Genomic DNA, 11448 nt, shown 5'->3' on the forward strand with positions numbered 1-11448 from the left:
CGACGATGTTGCAGTCATTTCGGTGGGCGCCGGTCCGGGCGGCCTGGCCTACGCGGCGGCGACCGCGGATGCCGGGCTGCATGTCCTGATCGCCACCCCACCGCGGGCCGACGGCGCGCAGGCGCAGGACGCCGGGCTCGGCTGGCTCTCCGTCAGCGGTGACCCGGGCACCGACGAGTATCTGGCCGCGCTCGCCACCGGGGTGATCTCACCTACCGCCCCCACCACGTCCGACCTGGTTGTCCGCACCCTGCACACCCCACCCCGGCAGCGGACCCGCAAGCCGGTCGTGGAGACGTTCGTTGGTTCCCGGCTGCCCGTCTGGGCGGGTGCCTGCCTGGCCTCGCCGTTCGGCGCGGTGGTGACGACGGTGGACCACTGGCCTGCCACGAGGCGCACAGCCAACGGCCTCTCGGTGGGGGTGGCCCCGATCGGTGCTCCCGACGGATGTGCACTCGACGACTGGATGGCCGAGGCGGTGCGTCAGCGCGAGATCTCCGTGCTCGACGACGCGACGTTGCAGCGCTTGGTGTTCGAAGACGGCCGGGTGATCGGCGCGGTGTTCGACACCCCCGAGGGCGATTGGGCGGTGCAGGCCACGCACGGAGTGGCGCTGGCGCCGACCGGCCCGGTGCCCAGGGCACCGGTGCCTGCCGGCGGCGAACTCGCGCTCGTCGGGCTGGCGGGTAGCCGGTTCGTGCGACTGGAGCAGGTGCACACCGAGGACGCTCCGGACTAAGGGCGCAGGCCCGTCGAGAAATCCACCGCGACGCGGCGTTTGCGCAGGAGTGCCTCCATGGCCTCGCTGGAGATCGGCCGCGAGAGCAGGAATCCCTGTGCGCGGTGGCAGCCGTGCCGCAGCAGCGTCACCGCCGCCGAATCCGTCTCCACACCTTCGGCGATCAGTTCGAGCCCGAACGCCTCGGCGAGCGCGATGATGGCGCGCACGATGGCCAGGTCACCCGGGCTGGCGCCGAGTTCCTGTACGAAGCTCTTGTCGATCTTGAGCGCATCCACCGGCAGGGACTTCAACAACGACAGAACGCTGTAGCCGGTGCCGAAATCGTCGATGGCCACCTGCACTCCGACGTCACGCAAGCCGGCCAGCGTGATGCGCGCCGTATCGATGTCCTGGACGACGACGCTCTCGGTGATCTCCAGACACACCGAGCTGCGCTCGAGGCCGAATTCGTGCAGGATGCCCGCGACCGATTCGACGAACCCGTCGGCGACCAGCTGCACCGGTGAGACGTTGATCCGCAGCACCGTGTCCTGTCCGACACCGTTTTCCTGCCACCGTGCGAAATCCGCGCACGCGGTGCGCATCACCCAGCGACCGAGTTCGCCCGCCAGGTTGATGGATTCGGCCACGCCGATGAACGAGTCCGGAGCGAGCAAACCGCGCGTCGGATGCTGCCACCGCACCAGTGCCTCGGCGCCGAGGATCTTTCCGGTGCGCATGTCGATCTCCGGCAGATAGCGCAGGAACAGCGCACCGGTCTCGACGACGTTCTGCAGGTGCAGTTCGATGTCGTTGCGGAACTCGTTCTCCAGCTCCATCGTGTCGGAGAACACCGCGACCTGGTTACCGCCGTTGCTCTTCGCGTTGAGTACCGCCTGATCGGCACGGCGGAGCAGATCCGAGCTGGTGTCCCGTCCCGGAATGCCGAGTGCCACGCCGATGCTGACGGTGCGGGTGAGCATTTCGCCGTCGATCGGCACACGTTCGCCGAGCACGGCCTGCAGCCGGAAGGCGAGCTCCTCGGCCTCCACCGTGGTCATCGGGGTCTCGGGCACCACCACGAACTCGTCACCGCCGAGGCGGGCGATCATCGCGGGGCCCACCGTCGCGGCCAGTCGCTCGGCGAGCACCCGGATGAACCGGTCCCCGGCGGTGTGGCCGAGGTAGTCGTTGATCGCCTTGAGCCGGTCGAGATCCAGGAACAGTGCGGCCACCGGGCCCGGTCGCCTGGCGCGCAACCGCGCGTCCAGGTGTGCGGTCAGCGCCCGACGGTTGTGCAGTCCGGTGAGGTCGTCGTGCTCGGCGAGGAACCGCAGCCGGTCCTCGGCGGCGACCCTGGCCTGCACCTGTGCGAACAGCGAGGCGATCGCCATGAGGGCGTTGAGCTCGTCGCCACTCCATTGCCGCACACCGACCTTGACGAAGCCGAGAACGCCGGTGGTCACTTCGCCCGACAGCAGCGGTACGCAGGCCATCGACGTGGTCGGGATGTGCCGGCCGGTCTCGATGGTGCGCTGGTAGTCCACCGTGGTGTTGGGGTCGAATACTTCCGGCGCCTTGAGTGATTCGGCGAGCTTGAACACCGGGTCGGCATCGGCGAAGTAGACGAGCGCCAGCGGATCGGGTCCTTCGCTCGCGGGTCTGGCAGGCCACTCGGCGATCAGGCGGGTCGCATGGATCGTGTGATCGTTGTGCCGCAGGAAGCTGAAGTCGACATCGAAGTATTCGACCAGCTCGGCAAGGACCTGCCGGCTGACCGAGGCTGCGGTGGCGGCGTCGACTGCTATGAGACGAGTGGCAACCGCGGTGACGAGTAGCTCCAGACTTGGCGGCGGCACCTCTACCTCTGGTCCGGGCGTCACCGTCACGGCGACACGGTTTGGCGGGGTGGACACTGACGGCGGCTCCGAACCGAGGGAGGCGGGGCTTGGGTGAATCGCAACACCAAAGCCTGTGCCTCCTGCGGACCGGCGCCGATCAGCTTGCGGAAAGTGTATTGCAGGGAACGCAGTTCGCCGGGGAATGTCGGCGTCAAGGAGACCAGTTCGTTGTCTTCGTGGGCGTAGAGGAAGGCCGGGGAGACGGGCTGTACCGCCAGACCGTGCAGCTGGGCGGCGATCCAGAGCGCCTCGACCGCCTCGCCGGCGCGTGCGTAGTCCGAAAGCGTGTGTCCCGCGATTGAAACGACCGCCAGGGCCGACCCGGCGACGACGCGATCGCGGGTATCGCTGCCGAGCACGCCGCCGGCGTCCCAGCTGGCCAGGTGCGCCATCACTTCCGGGCGGCGCAGCACGTCGAGCACTGCGAGATCTGCCGGTGGCAATTCCAGGCCGCGAACGTCGATCCCGTACTCCGGCGCGGGATCACCGGGCCACCATAGTTCGGCGAACATCTCCGCGTGCAACCGCGGGGTGAGATAGCGGAGCCGGTCCGCTGCGGCGAGAACCGATGCCCCCGATTCGATCTCACTTCGCGATGTGAGCAGGTGCAACCGGGCGCCGAAACGGGACACGGTGGCCCGCAACAGTTCTGCGAGCTCTGCGGGGATCTCGGTGCCGGCACCTTGGTGCCGGTTGGTCGCCCGTTCGAGCATCGGCTCGTACAATACGGCCATATTGGGATCGGCGGCCCCGGAAAGGGTTACGACGGCTTCCAGCGGTGAGTCGTCGGCATCTGTGGTCAATGTCACGTCGGTGCCGTGGCCGTGCGTCGCCGCGGCCACCCGAGCATTGAACACCGCAGCCCCCAAGGCGACGGCGCTGCCCCGGAATTCGACATCCATCATGGTGGTCCGGGCCGGGTCGATCCGCAGCGTCAACGAGGCCGCAGCCGTCTCGATCTGCCACGGCTGCGCGTTGCCCCCGGACGGGGCGCGGGTGGCCGCTGCGGCCATGGCGGCGGTCACGGAGGTGACCTCGCACCGTTCGTCGGCGGTGGCGACGTCGTCGGAGGAAACGTGCTGTGCCGAATAGGGATCGGTGGACCGGACCAGTTCCGCCCCGATGTCGATGCGCACCCGCCCGGACGGCAGCGGCTCGCCCAGGCCGATACGCCGCACCGCCTCGGCGATCAGCGAAGCGCCGAGCGTCACCTCACCTGCCAATTGTGGCCAGGTCGACAATGTCTCGCCGACCTCGCACAGCGACGCCGCCATCCGCGCCGACAACTGGCCGGCGTCCAGGATGCCGAGCACATGGGGCACTTTGTCGGCGCTGGTGAGGCCCGCCAGCCCAGCGGTTTCCACGTCGCCGAGCAGCCCGTGCAGAATCGGGCGGGTGGGATCGAGGTCGAATCGCTCGACGTCGACCAGACCACGATCGCTGGTGGCCATCAACACCGGAATGCGGCGTGCCCGCGCGGCTTCGCGCAGGAGCACCTTGGTATCCAGCGAATCGCAGACCTCGACCACGATGTCCAGACCGTCGAGGAACGAGTCGATCGTCTCCGCGGTGACTCCCGACGTGTCGGCCCGCACCGGGAGATACGGGTCCAACTCGGCGATCCGGCGCGCGGCCACGACCGCTTTGTTGTGACCTTCGTCGAACAATGTCGCCGGTACCCGATTGAGATTGCTGAGCTCGAGATCGTCGAAGTCGGTCAACCGCAGTTCACCGCAGATGCCCTGGGCGGCAAGTGTGTGCGCGATCACGTGACCGACACTGAGTCCGACGACACCGATGCGGAGCTCCTGGAGCCGGTGCTGCTCGTCGAGGGTGATCAGATTGCGGTTGCGGTCCAGCCGGAGTCGCCGGAACCCCCGCGGCCCGAGCATCGCCAGCACCGATCGACGCCACGGGATATAGATCCACTGGGGTGATTCGGCGAGGATGTCCTCTGCCGCTGCGGGTGTGACCTTGCCCAGCGCCGTCCGTTGCCCCGCCAAGTTGTCGATGAATTCGATGTCCGGCCGGGCGCGTAGTTGCCACAGCAGTTCGGAATGGCCGGCGTCGGCATCGGACAAGATGATCGCGTTGCCGGTCTCCGTCACGCGTCGCTCCCCGCGGCGGAGTCGTCGGCGTCCAGATCGATCATGAGGGGCAAGAGGATTCGTGATTCGGCCAAGATCGTCGATATCTGGTGTGGTTCTGCTGAGCGGGCGAATTCGGCACGGTCCCACCACATCATCTTCGTCTGGTACCTGGCATCGGGGTAGGGCGTCGCGGGTATGCGCGAGGCGACGATACCGCCGGTGGACCGCCAGCGGTCCAGTACATGGGCGGCGGCCGTCGCCATGGCGAACTTGGCGCCCAGGACCGCGGTGGCATGCAACGGCATCCGGGCCAGCGCAGCGGTCAGATGGCGGCCCCGGTCATGCTTGCCCGTCCAGGCCGTCTTGATCTCGACGACGCCGAACGGGATGCGGTCGCCGATCATCTTGCGCACGGCGATCAGCCCGGACTGGCCGTCCCATTCCACGACCGCGTGGGACTGCTCGACGTCGCCGTAGGGCCCCTGGGCGCGAACGCCACCCACCACCGCGCCGGTGGAGTCGATCGCGGCCAGGAACAGTGACGTCATGGCCGGGTCGCGCAGGACGTCTTCGTCGATCGCACGTTCGGCCCCGTGCTCGCGGTAGCTGGACATGGCGCCATCGATGAAGTCATCCCAGAGCTCCGGTTCGGCTCCGGGTGTACTTACGACGAGCGTGCAGGCGGCACCTTCGTCCCACCATTGCGCGGTCCCCGCGGTGCCCGGTGCCGGTGTCGCCTCGGCCAAGGAAGTGCTCATCTGAACCCCGATCGAGTAGCCGGCATCGCTTCTGCGATGGCGTGCGCTTTCATGCGTTTTCAAATAGGTCGATTAAGTATCGCCATATCCAGGGGTTATTCCAGAGGAATCTTTTGACCGAAAATGCCAACCATTTGCTGGCGGGAAAACCGTGATTGAACAGCAATGACTCACTCGAGCACGTTTATTATGTTTGGCGTCAAATAATGAGCGCCAACGATAGGCTACGGCAAAAATTTTGCACGGTGTCAATTATTGTCTGGGCTCACGACGCTGATCGCCCGCTGAGAGGCCCACATTGCCGGGTCTGGCCGAAGTCCACAAGAACGCGCTTCGGACCCGGTGACGGGACCGTCCTCCTAAGAGGCTATGTATGAAGCGTTACTCGAGAGGAGAAAAAGTGAAAGTCTTCAAGGATCTCGCCGATCTGGTGGCAGGCGCAGGCACCGAACTCGGTCCCACCGAATGGTTGGAGATCACCCAGGACCGGGTGAATCTGTTCGCCGATGCCACCGAGGATCATCAGTGGATTCACGTCGATCCGGAGCGGGCCGCCGGCGGGCCGTTCGGGGGGGCGATCGCCCACGGACTGCTGACACTGTCGCTGCTGCCGCATTTCTCGCATCAGCTCTATGGTGTCGAGGGTGTGAAGCTGGCGGTCAACTACGGATACAACAAGGTGCGCTTCATCACCCCGGTGAAGGTGGGCGCGAAGATCCGGGCGCGTGGAGTGCTGACCGATGTGGCGGAGCCTGCCGAAGGGACCGCACAGTCGACGGTCACCATCACCATCGAGATCGAGGGATCGGCCAAGCCCGCCGCGGTGGTCGAGTCGATCGTGCGCTATATCGCCTGACGCTTGGCCGCCTTGACGAGGGCGCCACCGATGATGAGTCGCTGGATCTCGCTGGTGCCCTCGTACAGGCGCAACAAGCGCACCTCGCGATAGATGCGCTCGACCGCAACTTCACGCATATATCCACTGCCGCCGTGGATTTGAACCGCAAGGTCGGCGACCTGCCCGGCCATCTCGGTGCAGTACAGCTTCGCCGCGGACGGCGCGATACGCCGGTCTTCGCCCGATACCCACTGCCGAGCCGCGTCGCGGACCAGTGCCCGGCCGGCCATCACGCCGGTCTGCTGGTCGGCGATCATCGCCTGCACCAGCTGGAAATCGCCGATCGCCGTGCCGCCCTGGGTGGCGGTGGCGGCGTAGGTGACGGACTCATCGAGCGCGCGCGCTGCCGAACCCACCGCCAGTGCGGCGATATGCACCCGACCGCGGGCCAGCGACGTCATGGCGGCCCGATACCCGATGTCCTCACTGCCGCCGACGAGAGTGTCGTTGCCGACGCGCACATCGTCGAAGCTGACGTCGGCGGTCCACGCGCCCTCCTGGCCCATCTTGGCGTCCTTGGCCCCGATCACCACACCCGGTGTGTCGGCGGGAATCAGGAACACCGCGATGCCCGCACCGTCGGCATCGGCGGGGCGGGTCCTGGCGAACACCACGAACAGATTCGCCGTCGGCGCATTGGTGATGAACCGCTTCTGGCCGTTGATCACCCAATCATCTTGATCTCGAACGGCTTTGGTGCGCAATCCGGCCGGGTTCGACCCCGCGCCCGGTTCGGTCAGGGCGAACGATGCGACCACATCGCCGGAGGCGATGCCTTCGAGCCAACGGGTCTTCTGTTCGTCGGTACCGAAGCCGACGAGCACCTGTCCGGCGATACCGTTGTTGGTGCCGAACATCGAACGCAACGCCAGGCTTGTGTAGCCGAACTCCATTGCCAACTCGACGTCCTGGGCCAGGTTCAGCCCCAGCCCGCCCCATTCCTGGGGAATGGCGTAGCCGAACAGGCCGAGGGCCTTGGCCTGGTCGCGGATGTCGTCGGGCACCTTGTCGGCAGCCATGATCTCCAATTCCCTCGGCACCACCTGGGTGCGGATGAACTGCCGGGTGGCGGCGAGGATGTCGGCGAAGTCCTTCTCGCTGACCTCGCTGGTGACGGCTGACGTCATGGGGATCTCCTCGACTGCTACCCGGGGGAACACGGACTTGAAGCAACAAATATCATATTTTATGTTGAGTCCAACAAAAGCAGAGGAAGGGAGCGGGCACCATGGCCCTGCTTGACGGTCGCACCGCGGTGATCACCGGTGGTGCCCAGGGGATCGGATTCGCGATCGCGGAACGATTCATCGCCGAAGGAGCGCGCGTGGTGCTCGGCGACCTCAATCCCGAAGCGACCGAGGCGGCAGTCGCCCAACTCGGCGGCGCCGGTGTCGCACACGCGGTGCGTGCCGACGTCACCTCGGCCGCCGATGTGCAGGCTCTGGTCACCGCCGCGGTCGACACCTTCGGCAGCCTGGACATCATGGTGAACAACGCCGGGATCACCCGGGACGCGACCATGCGCAAGATGACCGAGGAACAGTTCGACCAGGTCATCGACGTCCACCTGAAGGGCTGCTGGAACGGCACCCGGCTGGCCGCCAACATCATGCGTGAGGCGAAAAGCGGTGCGATCATCAACATCTCGTCCATCTCGGGCAAGGTGGGTCTGATCGGCCAGACGAACTACTCGGCGGCCAAGGCAGGGATCGTCGGGCTCACCAAGGCGGCGGCCAAGGAGGTCGCCCACCTCGGTGTGCGCATCAACGCAATCCAGCCCGGACTGATCCGGTCCGCCATGACCGAGGCCATGCCGCAACGCATCTGGGATCAGAAGCTGGCCGAGATCCCGATGGCCCGCGCCGCGGAACCCAGTGAGGTGGCGTCGGTGGCTGCCTTCCTGGCCTCGGACATGTCGTCCTACATGACGGGCTGCGTGCTCGAAGTGACCGGCGGACGGCACATTTGATGGGTGACGTGGTCATCTGCGAACCGGTCCGCACCCCGATCGGCCGCTATGGCGGCATGTTCGCCTCACTCACCGCCGTCGATCTGGGTGTCGCGGCGCTGCGTGGTCTGCTGGGGCGCACAGGCGTTCCTGTCGACGCCGTGCAGGACGTCATTCTCGGTCACTGCTATCCGTCGGCGGAGGCCCCGGCGATCGGCCGGGTGGTCGCGCTGGACGCCGGACTGCCGATCACGGTGCCCGGCATGCAGCTCGACCGCCGCTGCGGGTCGGGCCTGCAGTCCGTCATCCAGGCCTGCCTGCAAGTCGGCAGTGGCGCAAACGATCTCGTCGTCGCCGGCGGGGCCGAGTCGATGAGCAACGTGGCCTTCCACTCCACCGACATGCGGTGGGGCGGCTCCCGGGGCGGCATCACCGTGCACGACGGTCTCGCCCGCGGCCGCACCACTGCCGGGGGTAAGAACTACCCGGTACCGGGCGGCATGCTGGAGACCGCCGAGAACCTGCGCCGTGAGTACGGCATCTCGCGCACCGAGCAGGACGAGCTGGCGGTGCGCTCGCATCGCAAGGCCGTCGCCGCACAGGCCAGTGGGGTGCTGGCCGAGGAGATCATCCCGGTCACGGTGGCCTCCAGATCCGGGGATCAGGTCATCGACACCGACGAACATCCGCGCGCGGACACCTCGGTGGAGGCACTGGGCAAGCTGCGTCCCGTCCTCGGCAAGACCGACCCGGAGGCGACCGTCACCGCGGGCAACTCCAGCGGCCAGAACGACGCGGCCTCGATGTGCATCGTCACCACCGCCGAGCGCGCTGCCGAACTCGGCCTCAAACCCCTCGTCCGGCTGGTGTCCTGGGGTCTGGCCGGAGTTGCGCCCAAGGTGATGGGCATCGGCCCGGTACCTGCCACCGAAGTGGCCCTGCGTAACGCCGGGCTGAGTCTGTCGCAGATCGACATCATCGAGCTCAACGAGGCCTTCGCCGCGCAAGCACTGGCCGTGCTCAAGGAATGGAAGTTCACCGAGGCCGACCTGGAGCGCACCAACGTCCGCGGATCCGGGATCTCGCTCGGGCATCCGGTGAGCGCCACCGGCGGCCGGATGCTCGCCACGCTGGCACGCGAACTGGACGTCCGCGGCGCCCGCTACGGGCTGGAAACCATGTGTATCGGAGGCGGCCAGGGACTGGCCGCCGTATTCGAACGGATCGCATCATGACCCGCTTGGCCCAGACCCTCGGCCTCACCGAGATTCAAGCCGAAATCGTCTCCACCGTAAGGCAGTTCGTCGACAAAGAGGTCATTCCGAACGCCCAGGAATTGGAGCATTCGGACACCTACCCACAGGCCATCGTCGACGGCATGCGCGAGATGGGCCTGTTCGGGCTGATGATCCCCGAGGAGTACGGCGGCCTGGGGGAGTCGCTGCTGACCTACGCGTTGTGCGTGGAGGAACTGGCCCGTGGCTGGATGAGCGTGTCCGGGGTGATCAACACCCACTTCATCGTCGCCTACATGCTGCGCCAGCACGGCACCGACGAGCAGAAGCAGCGGTACCTGCCGCGGATGGCCACCGGCGAGGTGCGCGGTGCGTTCTCGATGTCCGAACCCGAATTGGGTTCCGATGTCGCTGCGATCCGCACCAAGGGGGTGCGCAACGCAGACGGCGGCTACACCATCAGCGGGCAGAAGATGTGGCTGACCAACGGCGGCAGCTCGACGCTGGTGGCGGCGTTGGTGAAAACCGATGAGGGAGCGGCCAAGCCGCATCGCAACCTGACGGCGTTCCTGATCGAGAAGCCCGCCGGGTTCGGTGAGGTGAAGCCCGGTCTGACCATTCCGGGCAAGATCGACAAGATGGGCTACAAGGGGATCGATACCACCGAGCTCATCTTCGACGGGTACGTAGCCTCCGACGACGACGTGCTGGGCGCCGCACCCGGTCAGGGCTTCTTCCAGATGATGGACGGCATCGAGGTCGGGCGGGTCAACGTCTCGGCGCGCGCCTGCGGTGTGGGGATCCGGGCGTTCGAGCTGGCGGCGCGCTACGCCCAGCAGCGGGCCACCTTCGGTAAGCCCATCGCCGAGCACCAGGCGATCGCGTTCCAGCTGGCCGAGATGGCGACCAAGGTGGAGGCCGCGCATCTGATGATGGTCAACGCGGCGCGACTCAAGGACTCCGGCGAGCGCAATGACGTGGCCGCCGGGATGGCGAAATACCTTGCCAGCGAGTTCTGTTCGGAAGTCACCCAGCAGAGTTTCCGGATCCACGGTGGCTACGGCTATTCCAAGGAGTACGAGATCGAGCGGCTCATGCGGGATGCGCCGTTCCTGTTGATCGGCGAGGGCACCAGCGAGATCCAGAAGACCATCATCAGCAAGAATCTGCTCGATGAGTACCGCATCTGATTCCTTCGCGGTCCGCCCGCAACTCTCCGACGACGTGGCACGGGTGGTGCGGCGCCGCATCTTTCACGGCACCTATGCCGCGGGGAACTATCTGCGGCTGGAACAGCTGGCCGCCGATCTCGGGATCAGCGTCACGCCGGTACGGGAGGCCCTGCTGAACCTGCGGGCGGAGGGGCTGCTGGTGCAGCATCCGCGGCGGGGGTTCATGGTGCTGGAGGTCACCGCCCGCGACATCGCCGATGTGGCCAACGTGCAGGCCTACGTCGGCGGTGAGCTGGGCGCGCGGGCGGCGGCCAACATCACCGATGAGCAGCTGGCGCAGCTCGTCGCCATCCAGGGCGATCTGGAAAAGGCTTACGAACACGATGATCTGGATCGCACGGTACGGCTCAACCATGAGTTCCACCGGCTGATCAACGTCATCGCCGATTCGCCGAAGCTCACCCAGGTGATGTCCGGGGTCACCCGCTACGCACCGGAGTCGGTGTTCCCGACGCTGGAGGGCTGGCCGGCTCAGTCCATCAAGGATCACCGCAAAGTGATCGCCGCCCTCGAACATCGCGACGCGGAGTTGGTCCGGGCGGCGATGGCCGAACACTTCACCATCGGCGTCGGGCCGCTTACCGAGCACCTGACGGAGCAGGGCGTGATCACCGGCTGACGTGTGTCAGAAATCGTTGACGTGTGTCAGTTGGCTGGTAGGGTCC

10 protein-coding genes are annotated in these 11448 nt (G+C 66.6%); 6 read left to right on the top strand and 4 right to left on the bottom strand.

Annotated features, from left to right (window positions below; genetic code table 11):
• Positions 1–22 precede the first annotated feature (22 nt).
• A complete protein-coding gene (locus AC1DY7_RS08340; RefSeq protein WP_477493168.1) occupies positions 23–739 on the top strand; it encodes an FAD-binding protein in 717 nt (238 codons plus the stop codon).
• On the opposite strand, the gene AC1DY7_RS08345 is transcribed toward AC1DY7_RS08340, so the two are convergent.
• Genes AC1DY7_RS08345 through AC1DY7_RS08355 form a run of 3 tightly spaced genes read right to left on the bottom strand, consistent with a single transcriptional unit; the run spans position 736 to position 5470 of the window.
• The gene (locus AC1DY7_RS08345) at positions 736–2610 is read right to left on the bottom strand and encodes a putative bifunctional diguanylate cyclase/phosphodiesterase (RefSeq protein ID WP_477493169.1); all 1875 of its coding nucleotides are present in this window, start codon (positions 2608–2610) and stop codon (positions 736–738) included. The two genes, AC1DY7_RS08340 and AC1DY7_RS08345, sit on opposite strands and share 4 nt — an antisense overlap.
• Entirely contained in the window at positions 2607–4730 is a 2124-nt protein-coding gene (locus tag AC1DY7_RS08350; RefSeq protein ID WP_477493170.1) for an Rv1355c family protein, read from the bottom strand. The genes AC1DY7_RS08345 and AC1DY7_RS08350 overlap by 4 nt, the downstream gene beginning before the upstream one ends.
• Positions 4727–5470, bottom strand: coding sequence for a hypothetical protein (locus AC1DY7_RS08355; RefSeq protein WP_477493171.1), 744 nt, complete (start codon positions 5468–5470; stop codon positions 4727–4729). The genes AC1DY7_RS08350 and AC1DY7_RS08355 overlap by 4 nt, the downstream gene beginning before the upstream one ends.
• A gap of 400 nt (positions 5471–5870) precedes the next feature.
• On the opposite strand from AC1DY7_RS08355, the gene AC1DY7_RS08360 reads away from it, so the two are divergent.
• Entirely contained in the window at positions 5871–6326 is a 456-nt protein-coding gene (locus AC1DY7_RS08360) for a MaoC family dehydratase (RefSeq protein ID WP_477493172.1), read from the top strand.
• Here AC1DY7_RS08360 and AC1DY7_RS08365 read toward each other — a convergent pair.
• On the bottom strand, positions 6314–7495 hold the full coding sequence (locus tag AC1DY7_RS08365) for an acyl-CoA dehydrogenase family protein (RefSeq protein WP_477493173.1): 1182 nt from the start codon (positions 7493–7495) through the stop codon (positions 6314–6316). The genes AC1DY7_RS08360 and AC1DY7_RS08365 overlap by 13 nt on opposite strands.
• 101 nt (positions 7496–7596) lie before the next feature.
• On the opposite strand from AC1DY7_RS08365, the gene fabG reads away from it, so the two are divergent.
• The 4 genes from fabG to AC1DY7_RS08385 are packed head-to-tail and all read left to right on the top strand — an operon-like array spanning position 7597 to position 11402.
• Positions 7597–8337, top strand: a complete 741-nt coding sequence (gene fabG / locus AC1DY7_RS08370) for a 3-oxoacyl-ACP reductase FabG (protein ID WP_477493174.1) — start codon at positions 7597–7599, stop codon at positions 8335–8337.
• Complete coding sequence (locus tag AC1DY7_RS08375; protein WP_477493175.1) at positions 8337–9551, top strand: acetyl-CoA C-acetyltransferase; 1215 nt, start codon at positions 8337–8339, stop codon at positions 9549–9551. Before fabG ends, AC1DY7_RS08375 begins: the two co-directional genes overlap by 1 nt.
• Positions 9548–10741: an acyl-CoA dehydrogenase family protein gene (locus AC1DY7_RS08380; protein WP_477493176.1), complete on the top strand. Its 1194-nt coding sequence runs from the start codon at positions 9548–9550 to the stop codon at positions 10739–10741. Before AC1DY7_RS08375 ends, AC1DY7_RS08380 begins: the two co-directional genes overlap by 4 nt.
• Positions 10725–11402, top strand: a complete 678-nt coding sequence (locus AC1DY7_RS08385; RefSeq protein ID WP_477493177.1) for a GntR family transcriptional regulator — start codon at positions 10725–10727, stop codon at positions 11400–11402. Before AC1DY7_RS08380 ends, AC1DY7_RS08385 begins: the two co-directional genes overlap by 17 nt.
• Positions 11403–11448 lie beyond the last annotated feature (46 nt).

The organism is Mycobacterium sp. P2_H7 (assembly GCF_056403275.1).

Bases quoted from the DNA above. Each gene is read 5' to 3' on its own strand.
- AC1DY7_RS08355 (WP_477493171.1), bottom strand. From the start codon at position 5,470: ATGAGCACTTCCTTGGCCGAGGCGACACCGGCACCGGGCACCGCGGGG.
- fabG (WP_477493174.1), top strand. From the start codon at position 7,597: ATGGCCCTGCTTGACGGTCGCACCGCGGTGATCACCGGTGGTGCCCAG.
- AC1DY7_RS08375 (WP_477493175.1), top strand. From the start codon at position 8,337: ATGGGTGACGTGGTCATCTGCGAACCGGTCCGCACCCCGATCGGCCGC.
- AC1DY7_RS08365 (WP_477493173.1), bottom strand. From the start codon at position 7,495: ATGACGTCAGCCGTCACCAGCGAGGTCAGCGAGAAGGACTTCGCCGAC.
- AC1DY7_RS08380 (WP_477493176.1), top strand. From the start codon at position 9,548: ATGACCCGCTTGGCCCAGACCCTCGGCCTCACCGAGATTCAAGCCGAA.
- AC1DY7_RS08385 (WP_477493177.1), top strand. From the start codon at position 10,725: ATGAGTACCGCATCTGATTCCTTCGCGGTCCGCCCGCAACTCTCCGAC.